Source organism: Candidatus Schekmanbacteria bacterium, from assembly GCA_016219965.1.
GTDB lineage: Bacteria > Schekmanbacteria > GWA2-38-11 > GWA2-38-11 > J061 > JACRJM01.
Genome location: JACRJM010000015.1, coordinates 499,414 through 519,470 on the forward strand (window position 1 = coordinate 499,414; position 20,057 = coordinate 519,470).

Consider the following 20,057-nt stretch of genomic DNA (forward strand, 5'->3'; position numbering starts at 1 on the left):
AACGTGCCCTACAGAAAATAATGTAGGATCAGTGAAAACTGTAGGGTCTGTTAAAATACTTTGTAGGGTCTGCTCCCCGAGCAGGCCGAATAACTATTTTGATGTTTCGAAATGGTCTCCTGCAAGAGATGGCCAGCGGATGGTCAATACAATAGTATTATCTGTCTGAGCCGTACCTCTGTGCTCTATTTCAGGAAACCATACTACATAATCCCCGGGTTTTTCGAGCATTATTCGTTCGATGCTCTCTCCGTGGCGAAACTCGATATGAAAAGACCCTTGAATCAGAATAGACATTGAATGCGCGCTGTAATTGCCTTCAAATATATTATCATTTATATTGTAATTGGCTTCTTTCTGATGAATTCCCCATTTGACCTCTACTAAATTAGAATTCAGACAGGGATCATTTACAAAGTGCCCAAGAACCCAGCCATTTCTCTCAGCCGCACTTTTTACATTTCCTTTTGATACGCCATCCATAACTATACTCCAGATGCAATGACTTAATTTAAAAGCGTAGTGATATCGTTATAAATAATCCAATATCCAGTAAAAAAATAATTCGCCCAAAAGAACTGCTTCCACTTCTTCTTTGAAAAATGTTAGAAAGAAAAATAAAAAAAGGGGACAGAAAATATCCGTCCCCTTGAGATTGAATAGCGGGGGCAAGATTTGAACTTGCGGCCTTCGGGTTATGAGCCCGACGAGCTACCTGACTGCTCCACCCCGCATCGAGTGGACGAGTTTATAAGCGCCATTTGATGATTTGTCAAGGGAAGTTTTGATATATCTGATATTGGTGATGAGGAAAGTAATATGAAAGCTATGGTTTTGGCGGCTGGGCGCGGTGAAAGGCTTAAGCCTCTTACATTGACAAGGGCAAAGCCGGCTGTGCCGGTTTTCAACAAGCCTATGATAGTGCGTGCGCTGGATTTTCTTTTCAGAAATGGAATAGATGAAGCAGTTGTGAATCTTTATCACCTTCCATCTTCTATAGAAGACGCTGTAAGAAATGAAGAGAGCAGGATGCATAATGTGGTGTTTTCCGTGGAGGAAAAACTCCTCGGAACAGCAGGGGGACTTAAAAAAGCTGAAAGTCATTTTCTTAATGAAACGTTTATTATGATTAACAGCGATACCCTGCTTGAATTCGACATAGATAGAATGCTTGATTTTCACAGGAAATCCGGTGCAATAGCTACAATGTTGTTGGCAAAACCTGAGAACAATGACCCCTTCGGGAAGGTAAGTATTGATGAGGCTAACCGTATCATTGATATTCTGGGGATGGTTTCTCCGGGTTGTTCCGCAAAGCAGATGAATTTTATTGGTGTGCATATCTTTGAACCTGAGATTTTGTCCTATATACCAGACGGGATGCCCTCAGAGATAAATGCCTCCATATATCCGAAGATGATCAGGAAGGGGGAAACTGTCATGGCTTATGAACATCGGGGGCCATGGTATGATATAGGTACACTTGAAAGATATGTCGGGGTCCAGACCGGAATACTGAAGGAAGGCAGGAGAGATTTTCAGGAGAAAGGCTTTTCCGGCAATAACTGCCTTTCACCCCATAATGAACAGATTGATAGCTCTGCGAATGTGATATATTCTGTTATAGGAAAAAATTGTTTTATAGGGAAGAACAGTAAAATAACCGGCAGTATACTTCTCGATAATGTTGAAGTTAATGAAGGTGCTGTTGTCGAAAATTCAATAATTGAAAAGAATGTAAAGGTAGCTGCGGGAGAAGTACTTCATAATTGTGTAAAATACTTTGACCCTGAGAGCGGCGGGGAAACTGTTTCGAAAATATAAGGAAAATTTTATGCTTCTTGCCATAGACGTAGGGAATACCAACACTGTGATTGGCGTATTTGACGGTGATAATTTTATCACTGACTGGAGAATTGCCACTGTCAGCACATGGACTGCTGATGATTTCTTTGTCACATTCAAAAACCTATTTGAGTTCGAGAAAAGTGTCTTTCTTGAAGAGATAAAAGATGTGATTATTTCAAGCGTTGTTCCTGCAACGATTGCGCCTTTGAAAGAGATGGCTGAGAAATATTTCAAAGCTAAGCCGGTAGTTGTTGACAACAAGGTAAATACAGGTCTCAAAAATCTCTATGAGAATCCAGCGGAAGTAGGAGCCGACAGGATAGTGAATGCCGCCGCTGCTTATAAACGGTATGGAGGTCCGACTATTGTCGTTGACTTCGGAACTGCGACAACATTCTGCTACATCACGTCTAAAGGAGAATATTGCGGAGGAATAATAGTCCCCGGGATAAAAATATCAATGGACGCCCTTTTCCAGAAAGCGGCAAAACTCCCAAAGATTGAGCTGATAAAACCGCCGACTGTCATTGGCAAAAACACGGTTAACAGTATGCAATCGGGAATATTGTACGGATACGCTGCTCTTGTTGACGGATTGATAACAAGGATGGAAAAGGAGGTCGGGAAAAAATGTTTTGTTGTTGCAACAGGCGGACTTGCTATGCTCGTTGCAGGAGAAAGCAAAAAAATAAAAGAAATAAACCAGATGCTCACCATCGAAGGCCTTAAGATAGTCTATGAATTGAACAAGAAGAAAAAGAAAACATAAGAACAACCCATAGCTTACATCCCGTCCTCCCCTGTTGCGCAAAATGCAATCAGGGGATTTTTTTGTCATTGACTTAAGAAGACTTGACAAAATGAATAAACGGTATATTCTGAATAATCAGAATAATCAGAATATACAAAATGGAGGTTGTCATGCAGAAAAGAAAAAAAGGAAAAAAAGAGAGCAAGGCATGCTGTGGTTCCGGAATGGTATCCGCCATGAAAGGGTGCTGTAAGGTGGACGCGGTTGTCCCGGTTGATTCAAGGGGACAGATAGTGCTGCCAAAGGAACTTCGAAAAAGAGCAGGGATCAAGGAAGGAGAAAAGATTGCGTTAATAAGCTGTGAGACCGGAGGGGATGTAATGTGCATTGCCCTGGTAAAGGCAGATCATTTTGCGGAAATGGTAAAAGGCGCTCTTGGACCGATGCTTAAAGACATAATGGAATAAGGGATAATTCTTATATGAGGGATATACTATGGAAAAAGAAGAAATAAAAAAGGCTGTAAGGGAAGGTTATGGGAAGATTGCCAGAGGTGGAGGCTCATGCTGCGGTCCTTCAAAATCATGCGGTGATGCTTCTGATCTTAGAAAGAACATAAGCAAAATGATTGGCTACAATGATGAAGAACTTAAAACAGTGCCAGGAGATGCCAATCTCGGTCTTGGATGCGGGAACCCAATCGCTATTGCACTTTTAAAAGAAGGAGAAACTGTTCTTGACCTCGGCTCAGGTGCAGGACTTGACTGTTTCATTTCAGCAAAAGCAGTTGGTGAAAAGGGGAAGGTAATAGGGGTTGACATGACTCCGGACATGCTTGACAAAGCTAGAAAGAATGCCGCGGATGGAAACTATAAAAATGTCGAATTCAGGCTTGGGGAAATTGAAAATCTTCCGGTTGCAAACGACTATGTGGATGTAGTAATCTCAAATTGCGTCATAAACCTAGCTCCCGACAAAAAAAGGGTATTCGACGAAGCTTTCAGGGTGTTAAAACCGGGTGGAAGGATAGTTGTTTCGGATGTTGTATATGTAAAAAAACTGCCTCAGGAAATCCTTGAAAAGATTTCAGCATATGTGGGATGTATTGCAGGAGCCTTAAAAAAAGAGGAATATATTGAAGCAATAAGCAATGCGGGTTTTACGGCAGTCAGCATAATGAACGAAAAATCTTTTCCGCCGGAAGGAACTCACGAATTCCGTGGGTCAGGAGAGTTTATGAAACAGTTTAATATTCCGGTGGAAAAAATAAAAGAAATTGCCGGCTCAGTATTAAGTATTACTGTGACGGGAAGTAAACCGTAAAAGGTATAATTTTTGGAGGACAGGACATTAGCATTCGTTTAATCTCACTGCAAATAGGAAGCGTCAGGACGTATGGAGCTGAAGGTTCAGATGATCCGGCGGACCGTCCCCAGAATATATGGACAAGCGGATTTATCAAAGAGCCTGTTGATGATAAACTATGGGCAGGCAAGGAAGGTATAGAGGGAGATGGACAGGCAGACCGTAAGAATCATGGAGGCGCTGACAAGGCTATACTTGCATACTCCGCAGGGCATTACCCTGTGTGGAGAAAAGAACTTAATCTTCCTCAGCTTGCTTATGGGGCATTCGGTGAAAATTTCACAATCGAAGGACAGGATGAAGATTCGGTTTGTATAGGTGATATTTATTTAATAGGAGAAATACGGGTACAGGTTTCACAGCCCCGCCAGCCATGCTGGAAACTTGCAAAGTTCCTGAATGTAAGCGATCTAGTTGCCCGTGTGCAGGATACAGGACGCACAGGTTGGTATCTCAGAGTTCTTACTGAAGGTTTCATTGAAAGCAACCTGCCTGTAACCCTTGCCGAGCGTCCATATCCTGAATGGACTACAAACCTTGCCAGCCGCATAATGCTTAAGTGTACAGAAAACCCTATGGAGGATGCAGCAAGACTGGCATCATGTCCGGCGCTTTCAATTAGCTGGAAAGAATCTCTGACTGCCATTGCATTTGACGGAAAAGGGAAGGACACTAAGGACAGAATATCCGGGCCGCGGTAATTACTGTTTAACCTGACATTTATCTTATCCCCCTCTTTTTTATTGAAAAAAAAATATCCGGTGTTACAGTCAACAACTAATTTTTTTTAGAAAAGATGAATACTTGGCAACCTTTTCTATTGGCAATACTCTTTTTGTTTAATGTTTCTTAATCTTTTCATTGAAATTAACTGCATATTATTATGGGAATAGGACTATTAAAAAGTAACAGCCTGGTGAGGCAGGCTATATTTATAGCGCTTATATTTTTTATTACTTTTCAGGGTTTGTCCAGAGGAGAACTAAACGAGAGGATAATAAGCATTAATGTCTCAGGAAACCAGAGGATAGAAGATTCCACGATTTTGGCAAAAGTAAAAAGCAAGGTAGACGACTACATGGTCTCTTCATTCATAAGCAATGACGTTAAAAGTATATTTTCTCTCGGCTTTTTCACTGATGTTAAGGTTGAGGCTGACTATACGGCGGAAGGTGTAAAAATAACCTTTGTAGTCGAGGAAAAACCGACTGTGAGGGGCGTTTCATTTGAAGGAAACAAAGTGCTGGACAATGATAAGCTGAAGGAAGAATCAACTATCATTGCTGATAGCATCCTTAACAGAAGCGAGATTGAGAACACCATAAAAAAAATAAGAGTCAAATACCAGGGCGAAGGTTATTATCTTGCGGAAATTGATTACAGACTCAGACCGCTTCCAAGGAATTCTGTAGAAGTGGTCTTTAGGATTAAAGAAGGGAACAAGGTTGTTCTTAAGAAGCTCTATTTTCAGGGAAATAAATCTTTTTCTGATGATGAGTTAAAAAAGATTTTAAAAACCAGAGAAGACTGGCTATTTGGCTGGGCTACGGAAGCCGGGGATTTCAATGATACAGAATTCAAGACAGATATGCAGCGAATCGACTCGTTTTATCAGGATAATGGTTTCATAGAAGTTGATATAAGTGAGCCGGATATAGAGATGTCTGCAGACCGAGCTTTTATGTATATAACAGTCCAGATTAATGAAGGAAGGCAGTTTACGGTAGGAAAACTGGAGATTGAAGGGAACACACTTCTTTCAGATGAGGATGTAGCCAATGTGCTGGGGTTCAGGAAAGGCTCTGTTTTCAGCAGAGGAAAGCTTGAAAAAGGAATTGCAGACCTCAGCGATTTTTATTCCCAGAAAGGATACCTCTTTTCTGACATCGTACCAGTAAGGAATTATCACAAAGATCTCCCTATAGTTAATCTTAATGTATCGATAGAAAAGGGAGAGAAGTTCTACATAGGAAAAATAGATATCAAGGGGAATACAAAAACCCGTGACAATGTAGTAAGACGGGAACTAAGCATAAGAGAAGGGGATCAGGCAGACAGCCTGAAATTGCGGCAAAGTAGGGAAGATGCATTTCAGCTTGGTTATTTCGAGGATGTGAAAATCAAGACTAAAAGAGGGAGCCAAAGGAACCTGCTTGATGTTCAACTTGATGTGGAAGAAAAGCCTACCGGAACATTGACTTTTGGCGGCGGTTACAGCTCTGCAGAGCAGATTGTAGGAATGGTAAGCGTATCTGAAGAAAACCTTTTTGGAAAAGGATGGAAAGCTTCACTTTCAGGGCAATTCAGTACAAGGACAACAGAGTTCGATTTGAGCTTTGCAGACCCTTATTTCCTGGACAGAAACCTTCTTGCAGGAATTGACCTTTACAATACAAAGACTGAAGATTTCTCCAACAATGACTACGTATTAAAAAGGACCGGAGGAAGGCTTAAGTTCGGATGGATGTTATATGAAAGATTCCGGGCCAATATATTCCCTTCCATATCAATGACAAATACGACAAGGATAACATCGAGGAAAGATATTATACAGAGTGCCAGAAGAACATTCTTAAGTGATTTCATATCTGGAAAAGTATCGAAAGCCGATTTGAGAGATGATTTGGACACATGGAGGAAGTATAAAAACTCAATTTATCTCAAAGAGCTTCAGAAATCTTCCGGTTCATTAAGCGAAAACAGTATTTATATGAGCGTTTCAAGAACCACCTATAACAACCCCATTTTCCCGACTGCTGGTTCAAACATAGAGTTATCCTATGAGCCTGTTGGAGGGCCTCTTGGAGGTGACGTAGGGTTTTACAGGATGGAGCTTGATGCAAGCTATTATTATCCCTGGAAATGGGGGACTTCATGGCATATACGCGGACTTTTAGGTTATGTTGACGGTTATTTTGGAAAAGAAGAACCTATTTATGAGAGATTCAAGCTCGGAGGTTCAAAGGACCTAAGAGGTTACAAAGAACAGACTATTGGTCCAAAAGACAAGGCAAACTCTGACTGGAATTTAGGCGGGAATAAAGAGATTGTAATGAACCTGGAATATATCGTTCCAATTTTACCAAATCAGTTCCAATTGGTCCTTTTTTATGATATGGGAGATGCTGTGGGAAACGGACAAACATTTCCACCGAGCACAATGAAGAAAAGTGTGGGTATAGGCGCCCGTCTGGCGCTTCCAATCGGACCTGTTCGTTTGGATCTTGGGTATGCGCTTGATCAGGAAAAGGGGGAATCTCCAGTGCAGTTCCATTTCGGGGTTGGGGGATCATTCTTTTAATCAGGCTTTTAATCAAAAGGGAGAGGGAAAAAATGAAAAAAGTTTCATTAATGTTGACAGTAGTTTTTTTGATGTTTATCCCCTACATGGCATTCCCAATAGAGGGGAAAATAGGAATAGTGGATCTGCAGCAGGTGCTTAATGATTCCAAGAAGGGCAAAGAGGCAATAAAAATGCTTGAAAGTGAATTTGACCTTAAGAAGAAAGATATGGATGAAAAAGAAAAAGAGCTTCAGTCATTACAGGATGAAATGGTAAAACGCGCAGCCTTCTGGAGCGACAAAGTAAAGGCTGAAAAGGAAGATGAGTTCAACAAAAAGCTGAAGAACTGGAAGAGGCTGCAGGTTGATATCAAGGATGAGTTTGAAAGAAAAAATAAATCCTATACTGATAAGATTCTTGCTGATATTATAGATCTTGTAAAGCAGGTTGGAAAAAGAGACGGTTACAACATTATACTTGAGAAACAAAATGCCATTTATTCGTCAGATGTGGTAGATTTGACACCGCGTGTTATTGAGCTTTATGACAGTGTGAATTCATCAACATCAACTTCGGCCGGTTCGGCTTCTGCAGGAACAGGCAACTCTGCACCTGCAAAATAAAAATTGGAGGTCTTGATTGTGAAAACCCTCAGGGAGCTTGCTGATTTTTTAGGCGGAAAGATAATAGGAAATCCTGATACCCAGATAAAAGGGGTGTCCGGTATAGAAAATGCAAAGGAGGGTGACATTACTTTCATTGCAAGCCCGAAATATATTGATGCAGCGAAAACTACCAATGCGTCCGCAATTATCGCACCTGAAGATATTCCCGGATGTAATGCTGCCAAGCTGGTTGTGAAAAATCCATATCTTGGTTTTGCAAGGACTGTCGAACTTTTTCTTGTCAGAAAAAGAGAGCCGCACGGTGTTGATGATAAGGCAAACATCGGGAACAACGTGACGCTGGGGAAAGACATATCAATATTTGCTTACGCCGTGATTGACAATGATGTGAAAGTGGGGGACAGGGTTACAATATATCCCGGAGTTTTTGTCGGAAGGGGCTCGGTCATAGGTAACGATACAATTATTTACGCGAATAATGCAATACGGGAAGAAACGTCAATAGGGCAGAGAGTAATAATACATTCCAACTGTTCCATCGGAGGCGATGGCTTCGGGTTTGTTCAGGAAAAAGGAAAACATTTAAAAATACCGCAGGTTGGAAATGTAGTTATAGAAGATGATGTTGAGGTAGGGGCAAACGTTTGTATAGACAGGGCAACTCTCGGTACGACTATCATAAGAAAAGGGACCAAGATAGATAACCATGTCCAGATTGCCCACAATGTTGATATAGGCGAGAACTGCATTCTTGTTTCGCAGGTCGGTATCTCCGGAAGCTGCAAGATAGGGAACAATGTTGTCCTTGCTGGACAAGTAGGAATTGCAGACCACATAAGGATTGGAGACAATGTTATCGTCGGTGCAAAATCAGGCGTAGGACGCAATGTGCCTGCAAATTCTCTGATAAGCGGCGCTCCGGCCTATGAACACAGCAAGTGGAGGAGGACGCAGGCTTGTCTCCCAAAACTTTCTGATGCGTTTAAAACAATCAGGAGTCTGGAGAAGAGGATAAAACATCTGGAGAAGAAGTTAGATTCAAAATAACTTAAAAGTTTTAATGGTGGAGAATGATATGCTTTTCGGAATAGACAGAATCCTTCAGCTTTTGCCGCATAGATACCCGTTTCTGATGGTTGACAAGGTGCTTGAGTTCGAGAAGGAAAAAAGGATTGTGGGTATCAAGAACGTCACTGCGAATGAGCCCTATTTCATGGGGCATTTCGGAGAGTATCCGGTGATGCCCGGAGTTATGATAGTAGAGGCGCTTGCACAGCTTGGATGTATACTCCTCCTTGAAAGCACTGGAGAGCTTCAGAAACTTGTGTATTTCAGGAGTATTGAAAATGTGAAGTTCAGAAAAAAGGTACGTCCCGGTGATGTTATGAAAATGGAAGTCATAGTCACAAAAAGGAAAGGCCCTCTCTGGAAGGTTGATGCCAAGGCTTTTGTCGATGATGAAATAGTAACCGAGGGGGTACTTCACGCATTCGCCTCAGATGAGACAGTCGCCGAACTAAAGGGAAAAAACAAGTAAAATGATCCATAAAACAGCTATAATCGAAGAAGGTGCAGTAATAGGAAACAATGTAACTATTGGTCCCTTTTCTATAGTAGGAAAGGATGCAGTTATCGGAGACGGGACAGTCCTGTCGTCAAATGTATTGATTGAAGGGTGGACAACTTTAGGCAAAGACTGCCAGATAGGCTCTGGCGCGAAAGTCGGCGGTCCGCCTCAGGATTTCAAATACAAGGGAGAGAAGTCGTTCGTCGTTATAGGTGATGGCACAATAATAAGGGAATATGTGACAGTCCACAGGTCATCCAAGGAAGGCGGAACTACAAGGGTGGGCAGCGGCTCTATGCTCATGGCATATTCCCACATAGCCCATGACTGTTCGATTGGGAACAATGTTGTAATAACAAATTATGCAGGGCTCTCAGGACATGTCACAGTAGAGGACAGGGCTATAATATCAGGTTTTGTAGGAATACATCAGTTTTGCCGCATCGGTAAGCTTGCACTTGTAAGGGGATTTTCCGGCATTTCAAAGGATATAGCGCCTTTCACTATTGTGTGGGGAATAACCACAGTGCCTTACGGTCTCAATCTCGTGGGGCTGAAGAGGAGCGGTGTATCAACAGCAGGGATAAAGGAACTCAAAAATGTTTACCGTATCTTTTTCCAGAGCGGCCTTACCAATGAGGAAGCATTATCAAAGATAGAAACCGAAGTTGAACAGACGGAAGAAGTGAAACACTTTGTGGAATTCGTAAAGAGTTCCAAACGCGGTGTATGTAAAAAAGAAAAAGAAGAAGGAGACGTATTTTGAACAAGCTAAGGGCAGGTGTAATAGGTACAGGGCACATGGGGCATTACCATGTTAATGTTTATGCTGAACAGCTTACCAACGTGGAACTCGTTGGGATCGCAGATTCCGACCAGAAGAAAGTGTCGGAACTTGCGGAGAAGTACGGTATTGCAGGCCACACGGATTACCGGGAGCTTCTGAAAAATATCGATGTTGTAAGCATCGCAGTGCCTACAGCGGCACATTATCAGGTCGCCAGGGACTGCCTTGAGGCAGGGGTTCATGTACTCCTTGAAAAACCGTTTACAACGACTCTTGATCAGGCAAAAGAGCTTCTTGATATTGCCGGCAGAAAAAATCTGATTCTTCAGGTTGGTCATGTTGAACGTTTTAACGGTGCTGTGCAGGAGCTTAAAAAGATAGTGAAAGATCCCTATCTTATTGAAAGCCGCAGAATCGGCCCGTTTATCTCCCGCGTTAAGAATGACAATGTTATTATGGATCTCATGATCCATGATATTGATATAATCCTTAATATCATCGGTGACATGCCTTCCAGTTTCAGCGCTTACGGGAAAGCCATATGTTCCGGGAAAACTGACGTTGCCTGCGTCCAGCTTCAATTTGACAACGGTTGCATAGCATCTGCCATTTCAAGCCGTGTATCTGAAAACAAGATGAGGACACTTGCCATAACACAGAAAGACGCATATATATTCCTCGATTATACAGATCAGGATATACACATTCACAGACGGGCTGAATCAGGCTATCTTGTAAGCAGGCAGGAAATAAGATACAAACAGGAATCCTTTATAGAGCGTATATTTGTTTATAAAGACAACCCGTTGAAGCTTCAGATAAAGCATCTTATAGACTGTATAACCGACAGGGAAAAGCGTCTTGTTTCCGAGGATGACGAACTGAGATCTCTTGAGCTTGCTCTAAAGATAATAGATGCACTCAGATAAATCCGGTTTTTTCCCTATATAGCAAAGTGCCGAGCATGTCTGTCTCCAAAAAAAAATCTGTGCTCATGATTGTTGGAGATCCCTCCGCTGACATGTATGGTGCCGGTGTAATACGCGAACTTAAGGCCCTGCACCCTGAAATCAACATCATAGGAACAGGCGGCGACCTGATGAAGGAAGCAGGACTTGACCTCATGTATAACGTGAGGGATATGTCGGTAATAGGCTTGTTTGAGGCTTTTTCCAAAGGAGCATTGCTGCGGCGCATCCGGAAAAACATTCTAAGAGTAATTGAAGAAAATAATATCAGTGCCGCCCTTCTTGTGGATTATCCCGGTTTTAATCTTTATCTTGCTTCAATCTTAAAGAGCAAGAATATACCTGTCGTCTATTATATCAGCCCGCAGGTCTGGGCATGGAGAAGCGGACGGATAAAAAAAATAAAAGAACGCGTAGACAGGATGCTGGTTATTCTCCCCTTCGAAGAAGAACTTTACCGCAATTCCGGAGTGAATGCGAGTTTCGTCGGGCATCCGCTCCTTGAGATCATAGACGAAGATTTAAAAAAATCAGAGAACATCATTCCATGGAAAAAATCAGACGGCCCTGTTGTTGCACTTATGCCGGGTAGCCGCAAAAAAGAGATACATTTTCTTCTTGCTGACATGCTGAAGGCGGCGGAAATAATTTCCGCACAGATTCCAGATGTATCTTTTGTCCTGCCTGTGGCGCAGGGGCTTGATATAAAGAGCATCGAGGCATTGCTTCCGCGGAGTATTGATATAAAGCTTACAGATGGAAGAGCAAGAGAGGTTCTTCGAAACAGCGATTTTGCAGTTATATGTTCAGGCACTGCGACCTTAGAGGCTGCGATTATAGGAACTCCTTTTATAATAATTTACCGTCTTTCAAAATTAACTGAATTTATAGGCAGGAGATTTTTAAAAATTCATAACTGGGGGCTGGTTAATATAGTTGCAGGAAAGGAAATAATTCCTGAGTTAGAGCAGGAGGAGGTAAATCCTGTCAACATAGCTTCCTTTGTTGTCGAGGCGCTCAAATCTCCTGATAAACTTTCTGAAATGCGAAATGACCTTTCGAAGATAAGAAGCATGCTTGGCGAAAGAGTCGCGTCGGCAAGGGTTGCCGCTGTGATTTCTGAATATATATGAAAGAGATGTTTGTACATTATAATTGGCTTGGTAGTCCAGCTCTGGCACTGAAAAGCAGGTGCCTGCCGCTGGATCTGCCAAGCCAAACAGTTTTATCCAAATGAGTATACAGAAAAAAATCAGTTTAAAAGATAGTATTCTCCTTTTCCTTCTCCGTACTCTTGGGGTGGGTGCTGTAAGGTTTATCTGCTGGTCATGCAGGATGGAAGTGGAAGGAATGGAATATGTAAAAGAGATGATGTCCCGCAGGGAATCATATCTTTGCGCATTCTGGCATCAGAGGATATTTTTCAGCATGGCTTTGTTCAGGGATACAGGGGGACGCCCTATGGTAAGCTTAAGCCGTGACGGAGAATATATAACGACAGTTCTCAAAGGTCTTGGCTATGACCCTGTTAGAGGCTCTACATCAAAGCGCAGTTACGAGGCATTCAAGGAACTTCTTGATGAAACGAACGAAGGAACTCAGCTTGGTATCACACCTGACGGACCAAAAGGCCCGCCGCGGGAAGTTAAAGACGGCATTCTCTATCTTGCAAAATATTCAGGAAGACCCATAGTTCCTGTTTCAGGAAGTGCATCAAGCTTCTGGATCTTTAATAGCTGGGACAGATTTATAGTCCCAAAACCCTTTAGCAGGATATCAATAAAATTCAGCCCGCCGGTTTATGTGAACAGGGAAGCAGATGAAAAAGAGATTGAAATCAAGAGAGCTGAAATTCAAAACTCCCTTAACAACCTTTCCGACGAAGTTGACCGGGAAACAGGCCACACCCCACTGCCAATATCACGTATAAAAAATTGAATCGTCATATAAGCTAAAAATCGATTCATATGAATCCCGCCACTCCCACTTGCCCTTTCCCTATTTTCTGATAAGGTACTCAGAAAGAAAACTTTCTTGAGGGGTTATTAGTTGGGGGAAATCAAGCAGCCTGAGCGGGCGAAACTTTTCTGCGCCATTATGTATGCTGAAAGTGCTGATTATGCATCTGTAATTAGCGACCTTGAAAAGACTTTCGGAAAAGTTGAGACACGCGGGGAAAAGTATCCATTTACCTACACTGATTATTACACTCCGGAATTCGGCGGGAATCTGTATAAGGAAATGGTGGTGTTCGGAGGTACTGTGGAGCAGGTGAAGCTCGCTGAAATAAAGCGTTTTACAAACTCTATTGAAGAAAAATATCTTGCAGAAAATGGCAAAAGGAGTATCAATATTGATCCTGGATTTATTCTGCCATCCAAGCTGATTCTGGCTTCTACAAAAGATTTTAGCCACAGGATTTATATCGGTGAAGGGATATATGCGGAAATTACGTTCATGTTCAGCAGGAAAGGTGTTAGATTCCTTGATTGGACTTATCCTGATTACCGGAGCAGTGAAGTCTCAGGTTTTTTTATTAAAGTGAGAGAGAAATACATGAGTGAGATGAAGTCCGGGGGTAAACCGGAATGAAAGACATTGAATGGATTTTCGCCGAAGAGAATCATGAGCTTGCCGGGGAAATAAGCAGGAAGTTTGGTATTTCTCTAATAACTGCCCAATTGCTTATCAATCGCGGTTGTGATGATTTTGACAAGGCTATGAAGTTTATGAATGAAGACGAGAGTTCTTTCTTTGCGCCTACTCTGATGTGCGATATGAAAAAAGCAGTAAAACGCACAATAGAGGCGTGCAGGAACGGTGAAAAAATTCTCATCTTCGGTGATTATGATGTTGACGGCACAAGCTCGGTCGTTATGTTAATCAAGACGTTGAGGGCGATTGGCTGCAAGTGCAATTATTATATACCCAGAAGGCTGAAGGAAGGTTACGGGCTTAATTGCGATGTCGTGAAAACTGCCGCAAGTGAGGGATATACGCTTCTTATCACTGCTGACTGCGGGACAAGCAATTTAGAAGAAATAAGTCTTGCCGGAGAATGTGGGATCGAAGTCATAGTCCTTGACCACCACCTTCCTTCGGAGCAGATGCCTGATGCTTTTGCGATAGTAAATCCCAAGCGCCCTGACTGTACTTATCCATTCAAGGACCTTTCAGCTTCAGGAATAGTCTATAAGTTCTGTTCGGAGATTCTCGCAGGAGACCATTTCCCTGAGTTGATGGAAGAGCTGCTTGGCCTTGCCGCAATGGGTACTGTTGCAGATATTGCACCTCTCTGCGGGGAGAACCGTGCGATAGTAAAAAAAGGACTCCAGATTCTCAACAGGACATCAAACCCGGGTCTTAATGCGCTTCTTGAAAGAAGGGAGCTTCTTCATAAAAAGATAATGCCCTGGCATATTTCATTTGTCCTGGCGCCTGTAATAAACGCAGAGGGAAGGGTTCACAAATATTCAGAGAACGAACCTGACGGAATTTCAGAAGTCGTCGAGCTTTTCGTCTCAAATGATAAAAAATCTCTGGACAGATATGTGGCGATGCTTTGTGAGGATAATGACAAGAGGCAGGAGATTGAAAAAAGTATAGTTGCTGAAGCAAAAAATATGATCGAAAGAAGGGCAGTTTCTAAAGACATGCCGGGTTACGTTTTTTATAATGCTCAATGGCATCCCGGAGTGATTGGGGTTGTTGCATCAAAGCTTTCCGAGGAATTAAGAAAACCTGTTTTCATCATAGGTGAAGGGGGACGGGGTTCTGCAAGGTCTTCTATCAGTTTTGATATTTACTCAGCAGTCAAAAACTGCAGCGAGATGATGCTTTCATTCGGCGGGCACAGACATGCGGCCGGATTCAGGATGGAGCCTTCATTGGTTGAAGACTTTACAGATGAGATAAACAAATACTGCGCTTCAGTCTTGAAGGAAGATGATTTTATCAAAAAAGAATATGTGGACATCAATGTTGAGCTCTCACAGTTGGGACCGGACATTGTCAATGAAATAGACATGCTCGAACCATTCGGCTATGGGAATCCGCAGCCTGTTTTCTGCTCTTCGCCGGTTTATTCAGGCAATTCTCCCCGTATCGTAGGAACAGACCACCTTAAAGCGGTTTTCAACCAGGGGAATACCGAGATACAGGCTATTGCCTTTAAAATGGCGAACAAGAAAAGCCTTCTCGACAGGAATCTTCCTCTTTCAATAATATATACTCCTCAATTCAATGAATGGGACGGAGAGAAAAGAATACAGCTTAAAATAAAGGATATTAAAGCTTTGTAAAAAGTAATAATTGCGCTTGCAATTAAGGATGCTCTATAGTATTAAAAAAAGACATTAATTAAAAAAACTGCTGGGAGCTCCATAATATAGAGAAAAACAGTTATTTTTTGACTTTAACAAGAAGTTATATTTAATGATTCAGCTGCTACCGGGCTGAAAATATTGACCGAAGCAAAAAGCCTGGTGAAGTATGAAGTTTACAAATGATAAGAGTGGGCAATACCCGCTCTTTTCTTTTTTAGCTATATAGAAGAGGCGTTGTAAATAATGCTGGCTAAAAAGCTGGAAGAAATTCTTTTGCCTGTTTTAAACAGCGAGAATCTGGAATTAGTTGAGATTAAAGTAGGCGGGGCTGAAAGACGCCCTGTGATAAAGGTGTTCATAGATAAAATGGGCGGCGTGGCAATCAAAGACTGTGAGAACGTAAGCCGGCAGTTTTCGACTCTCCTTGATGTTGAAGGATTTGAGATAGATGGAGAGGAGATCAAAGATTATGTGCTTGAGGTTTCATCGCCTGGTCTTGACAGGCCTCTAAAGAGTGAGAAAGATTTTTTAAAAGCACTGGGGAAGAATGTGACTGTTACTGCTAAAAATGCGGATGGAAAAACAAAAACATTTTCTGGCAAGATTATGAGTGCTTCAGAAAACTCTTTTGTAATTGAGAAAAGAGGCTCTAAGGAATTGGAAGAAATCCAATACAGCAGTCTTGTTAAGGCTGTGTTTGAGGTAAGGTTCTAAATATGAGAAGCCAGATATTTCAGATAATTGACCAGATAGCGAGGGAAAAGGGAGTTGAAAGGGAGGCTATGTTCTCTGCCATTGAATCAGCGGTAGAATATGTGGCAAGGAAAAAATACCCTGAAAACACCATTATCAAAGTAAGGTTCAATTCAAAGGATGAGCATTTCGAGCTTTTTGCCCTTAAAAAAGTCGTCGCAGAAGTCACTGATAAGGAAACAGAGATTTTGCTTGATGATGCACATTCTATATCCCCTGAATGCAATGAGGGAGATACCATTGAAATCAAGCTCGAGACGATAGATCTGGGAAGAATAGGCGTCCAGACAGTAAAACAGGTGATAAGCCAGAAGCTTAAAGATGTTGAGCGTGACCAGGCTTACAGTGAGTTCCTTAAATTAAAAGGGGACATCATAACAGGAACAGTTGACAGGATTGAAAAGGGGAATTTAATAGTTGACCTTATCAAAGCTGACGGAATTATTTTTTATCGCGACCAGATACCCAAAGAGAAATTCCGTAAAGGCGACAGGATAACTGCATATGTTGCAGAAGTTAACAAGTCTCCTAAAGGCTTGCAGATAATTCTCTCAAGGACTAGTTCTGAACTGCTTATAAAACTTTTTAAGAGCCAGGTACCTGAAATAGAGGATGATATAGTAATAATCGAAGGTGCATCAAGAGACCCAGGCTGGCGTGGAAAGATCGCTGTAAGAAGCTTGGAAAAAGATGTTGATCCGGTCGGTGCATGCGTGGGAGTTAGAGGAAGCCGTGTTCAGGCAGTGGTAAGAGAACTTAGCGGTGAGAGAGTTGATATTGTACGATGGTCTGCGGAGCCAAAGGAATTTGTCAAGAATGCCATCATGCCTGCCCAGATAATATCTGTGAAGGTTGACAAGCCTTCGAAAAAAGCGACTGTAATAGTCGAAGATGATCAGCTCTATCTTGCCATAGGGAAAAAGGGACAAAACGTCAAGCTTGCATCTATGCTTACCGGATATCATATAGATATCTTTTCAAGGACTGAGGCTGAAAGCGGGAAGGATGCATCAATATCGAAACATATGGCTGTGGAACAGTTGTCGTCAATACCCGGGATAAATACAGAACTTGTTGAAGCTCTTGTTGAAAAGGGTTATAAGAATGTTCGGGCTGTAAGCGATGCCGATGCGGCTGAGCTTGCCCTTATACATAACATTGGAATTGAAAAAGCAACACATCTGATTGAGTCAGCTATGCGTATGCTTAAAAACGGGGAGTCTTGATGTCAAATGGAGAAAGAGTGCATGTCCTGGCTAAAAAGCTTGGCATGTCGAGCACTGACCTTGTTAACAAGCTGAACAAAGAAGGAATAACGGTTAAAAGCCATATGAATCTCCTCGACGAGGAGACGAGCCAGCTTGTGCTTGCCATGTTTGGTGGTGCAGAGGCTGATGGTGCAAAGGTTTCCTCAAAAACTGCAAAACTTCCTAAAACTCAAAAGACTGAAAAGGCGCCATCTCCAAAAAAAGAAACTGCGAAAAAAGCTGAACCCAAAAAGGCTGAAGCAAAATCTGAAAAAGAGGGAGTGAAACCTGCTAAAGCCCAGGCAAAGCCTGAGAAAACTGCAAAGAAACCTGAGACTTTGCTGGAAAAAGAATCTATAGAGCCAAAACCTGCTAAAGCACCGGAACCGGTCAAGACTGCAAAGGTTGAAAAGGAACGTGAAGTTGCTGTTGTCCCCGAACCGGCAATAAAGCATGTTGAAGCTCCGTCAGAGACGGAAATAGAGATTACAGAGGGAATAACGGTTAAAGAGCTCGCAGTAAAGTTTTCTAAAGAACCAAATGAGATAATTAAAAAGCTGATAAGCCTCGGGGTTATGGCTACCATAAACCAGCTCGTTGATTTTGAAATTGTAAAAAAACTGGCTGATCTGTTCAACCTCAAAGTAAAGCTTGCAGAACTAGAAGTATCTGTTGAAACGATAGAAGCTGAAGATCCTGCTAAGCTGAAAAAAAGACCTCCTGTAGTAACAATAATGGGGCATGTAGATCACGGGAAGACTTCACTTCTTGATGCTATCAGGGAAACAAATATAATCGCCAAGGAAGCAGGCGGGATAACGCAGCATATAGGCGCTTACCATGTAGAGCTTGACAAGGGGACAGTGGTTTTCCTTGATACTCCGGGCCATCATGCTTTCACTGCAATGCGCGCGCGCGGTGCAAGTGTTACAGATATAGTTGTTCTCGTCGTTGCGGCGGATGATGGAGCTATGCCTCAGACAATAGAGGCTATTGACCATGCAAAGGTTGCAAAGGTTCCTATAATAGTTGCTGTGAACAAGATAGACAAACCAAATGCTGATCCCCAGAGAGTCCGTCAGGCTCTTGCAGACCATGCTCTGATACCGGAAGAATGGGGCGGCAATACGGTTTACGTTGACATTTCTGCAAAAAGGAAAACAGGGATAAATGATCTTCTTGAGCTTATACTCCTTCAGGCAGAACTGCTCGAATTAAAAGCAAATCCTGACAAGAAAGCTTTGGGGGCAGTCGTTGAAGCAAAGCTTGACAAGAACAAGGGACCTCTGGCTACCGTACTGATCCAGAGCGGGACTCTGAAGGTTGGAGATGCTTTTGTCGCAGGAGTGCATAGCGGGAAGGTGAGGGCGCTTTTCAGTGATCAGGGGAAAAAGGTGATTGCGGCGACACCATCAATGCCTGTTATGGTACTGGGTTTTTCAGGAGTACCGGAAGCAGGGGATTCCTTTGTTGTCGTGGAAGATGAAAGAAAAGCCAAACAGACTGCCCTGATAAGGATGCAGAAACGCAGAGATGAATCAATGGCAGGTCCCAAGAAGATTTCTCTTGAAGAACTTTCAGAGCAGATAAAAAGAGGAATAGTAAAGGAACTTAATATAATCTTAAAAACAGATGTGCAGGGTTCTGCTCAGGCTCTTGAAGATTCAATAACGAAACTCGCTACAAGCGATGTAAAAGTAAAGATAATCCATACAGCTACCGGAGGGGTTACTGAAAGCGATGTTATTCTCGCTTCAGCGGCAAATTCAATAATAATAGGATTTAATGTAAGACCTGAACCTAAAGCCACTGCTCTTGCAGAACGTGAACGCGTTGATATGCGCTTCTATACCATAATTTACGACGTGATTAATGATATAAAGGCTGCAATGGAAGGGCTGCTTGAGCCTACAATACGCGAAAAACAGATTGGAAGGGCTGAGATCCGTGAGGTATTCAATATAACCAAAGTCGGCGCAGTAGCAGGTTGTTATGTCCTTGAAGGAAAGCTAACAAGAACTGCCAGCGTCCGACTTGTAAGAGACAATGTGATAGTCTATAAGGGTAAATTGGCCTCACTTAAGAGATTTAAAGATGATGTTAGAGAGGTTCTTGCTGGTTATGAATGCGGAACAGGGATTGAGAATTTCAATGATATAAAGGCATCAGATATAATAGAAGCATTCATAGAAGAAAAGGTTGAGAGAAAACTTTAAAATTACAATTAGATTATAAATGACAGTCGGTGTCTTAAAGATTGTTTTAGTAATACCAGGCAGCCGCTCATTAAAAGATAAGAGACAGGTTGTAAAAAGTATCAAGGACAGAGTAAGGAATAAATTCAATGTTTCGGTAGCAGAGGTTGGAGGCCAGGATTTATGGCAGAGATGCGAACTTGGATTTGCCGCAGTGAGCAGTGATAAACAGCTTATAGAGAGCATGCTTCAGCAGATCATAAACCTTATTGAATTATCTGGATCAGCCCTCATATCAGACAGCTCGATTGAGTTTTTTTAAATATTTATTTTAACACGGCA

General features: G+C 42.1%; 20 protein-coding genes and 1 tRNA gene. 19 read left to right on the top strand and 2 right to left on the bottom strand.

Annotation, left to right across the window (positions count from 1 at the left end; all coding sequences use genetic code 11):
• Window positions 1-93: 93 nt before the first annotated feature.
• Both HZA77_15515 and HZA77_15520 read right to left on the bottom strand, forming a co-directional pair.
• A complete protein-coding gene (locus HZA77_15515) occupies window positions 94-483 on the bottom strand; it encodes a signal peptidase I (GenBank protein ID MBI5376842.1) in 390 nt (129 codons plus the stop codon).
• A gap of 177 nt (window positions 484-660) precedes the next feature.
• A tRNA-Met gene (locus HZA77_15520) sits at window positions 661-734 on the bottom strand.
• An 85-nt stretch (window positions 735-819) separates the two neighbouring features.
• On the opposite strand from HZA77_15520, the gene HZA77_15525 reads away from it, so the two are divergent.
• The 19 genes from HZA77_15525 (at window position 820) to HZA77_15615 (ending at window position 20,037) form a co-directional block, all read left to right on the top strand.
• The gene (locus HZA77_15525) at window positions 820-1,824 is read left to right on the top strand and encodes an NDP-sugar synthase (protein ID MBI5376843.1); all 1,005 of its coding nucleotides are present in this window, start codon (window positions 820-822) and stop codon (window positions 1,822-1,824) included.
• A 10-nt stretch (window positions 1,825-1,834) separates the two neighbouring features.
• Window positions 1,835-2,617 (top strand): type III pantothenate kinase, encoded by a 783-nt coding sequence (locus HZA77_15530; GenBank protein MBI5376844.1) that lies wholly within the window; start codon window positions 1,835-1,837, stop codon window positions 2,615-2,617.
• A gap of 218 nt (window positions 2,618-2,835) precedes the next feature.
• Window positions 2,836-3,066, top strand: coding sequence for an AbrB/MazE/SpoVT family DNA-binding domain-containing protein (locus HZA77_15535; GenBank protein ID MBI5376845.1), 231 nt, complete (start codon window positions 2,836-2,838; stop codon window positions 3,064-3,066).
• A 28-nt stretch (window positions 3,067-3,094) separates the two neighbouring features.
• Entirely contained in the window at window positions 3,095-3,922 is an 828-nt protein-coding gene (gene arsM / locus HZA77_15540) for an arsenite methyltransferase (GenBank protein MBI5376846.1), read from the top strand.
• Window positions 3,923-3,948: 26 nt separating this feature from the next.
• Entirely contained in the window at window positions 3,949-4,665 is a 717-nt protein-coding gene (locus HZA77_15545) for an MOSC domain-containing protein (protein MBI5376847.1), read from the top strand.
• Between the two features lie 182 nt (window positions 4,666-4,847).
• Entirely contained in the window at window positions 4,848-7,265 is a 2,418-nt protein-coding gene (gene bamA / locus HZA77_15550) for an outer membrane protein assembly factor BamA (protein ID MBI5376848.1), read from the top strand.
• Between the two features lie 32 nt (window positions 7,266-7,297).
• Window positions 7,298-7,870 carry an OmpH family outer membrane protein gene (locus HZA77_15555; protein MBI5376849.1) on the top strand — a complete coding sequence of 191 codons (573 nt, stop codon included), beginning with the start codon at window positions 7,298-7,300 and terminating at the stop codon, window positions 7,868-7,870.
• Window positions 7,871-7,885: 15 nt separating this feature from the next.
• Window positions 7,886-8,920 (top strand): UDP-3-O-(3-hydroxymyristoyl)glucosamine N-acyltransferase, encoded by a 1,035-nt coding sequence (lpxD, locus tag HZA77_15560; protein MBI5376850.1) that lies wholly within the window; start codon window positions 7,886-7,888, stop codon window positions 8,918-8,920.
• A 28-nt stretch (window positions 8,921-8,948) separates the two neighbouring features.
• Complete coding sequence (fabZ, locus tag HZA77_15565) at window positions 8,949-9,410, top strand: 3-hydroxyacyl-ACP dehydratase FabZ (GenBank protein MBI5376851.1); 462 nt, start codon at window positions 8,949-8,951, stop codon at window positions 9,408-9,410.
• Window position 9,411: 1 nt separating this feature from the next.
• Entirely contained in the window at window positions 9,412-10,206 is a 795-nt protein-coding gene (gene lpxA, locus HZA77_15570) for an acyl-ACP--UDP-N-acetylglucosamine O-acyltransferase (protein ID MBI5376852.1), read from the top strand.
• Complete coding sequence (locus HZA77_15575; protein ID MBI5376853.1) at window positions 10,200-11,156, top strand: Gfo/Idh/MocA family oxidoreductase; 957 nt, start codon at window positions 10,200-10,202, stop codon at window positions 11,154-11,156. Before lpxA ends, HZA77_15575 begins: the two co-directional genes overlap by 7 nt.
• A gap of 35 nt (window positions 11,157-11,191) precedes the next feature.
• Entirely contained in the window at window positions 11,192-12,328 is a 1,137-nt protein-coding gene (gene lpxB / locus HZA77_15580; GenBank protein MBI5376854.1) for a lipid-A-disaccharide synthase, read from the top strand.
• 100 nt (window positions 12,329-12,428) lie between these two features.
• Window positions 12,429-13,133 (top strand): lysophospholipid acyltransferase family protein, encoded by a 705-nt coding sequence (locus HZA77_15585; protein MBI5376855.1) that lies wholly within the window; start codon window positions 12,429-12,431, stop codon window positions 13,131-13,133.
• A gap of 111 nt (window positions 13,134-13,244) precedes the next feature.
• A complete protein-coding gene (locus HZA77_15590; protein MBI5376856.1) occupies window positions 13,245-13,787 on the top strand; it encodes a DUF4416 family protein in 543 nt (180 codons plus the stop codon).
• Window positions 13,784-15,496, top strand: a complete 1,713-nt coding sequence (recJ, locus tag HZA77_15595) for a single-stranded-DNA-specific exonuclease RecJ (GenBank protein ID MBI5376857.1) — start codon at window positions 13,784-13,786, stop codon at window positions 15,494-15,496. The genes HZA77_15590 and recJ overlap by 4 nt, the downstream gene beginning before the upstream one ends.
• 267 nt (window positions 15,497-15,763) lie before the next feature.
• The gene (locus HZA77_15600) at window positions 15,764-16,234 is read left to right on the top strand and encodes a ribosome maturation factor RimP (GenBank protein ID MBI5376858.1); all 471 of its coding nucleotides are present in this window, start codon (window positions 15,764-15,766) and stop codon (window positions 16,232-16,234) included.
• A gap of 2 nt (window positions 16,235-16,236) precedes the next feature.
• Entirely contained in the window at window positions 16,237-17,499 is a 1,263-nt protein-coding gene (nusA, locus tag HZA77_15605; GenBank protein MBI5376859.1) for a transcription termination/antitermination protein NusA, read from the top strand.
• Entirely contained in the window at window positions 17,499-19,736 is a 2,238-nt protein-coding gene (infB, locus tag HZA77_15610) for a translation initiation factor IF-2 (protein MBI5376860.1), read from the top strand. The genes nusA and infB overlap by 1 nt, the downstream gene beginning before the upstream one ends.
• 19 nt (window positions 19,737-19,755) lie before the next feature.
• Window positions 19,756-20,037, top strand: coding sequence for a DUF503 domain-containing protein (locus tag HZA77_15615; GenBank protein ID MBI5376861.1), 282 nt, complete (start codon window positions 19,756-19,758; stop codon window positions 20,035-20,037).
• The last annotated feature ends 20 nt before the right edge of the window (window positions 20,038-20,057 follow it).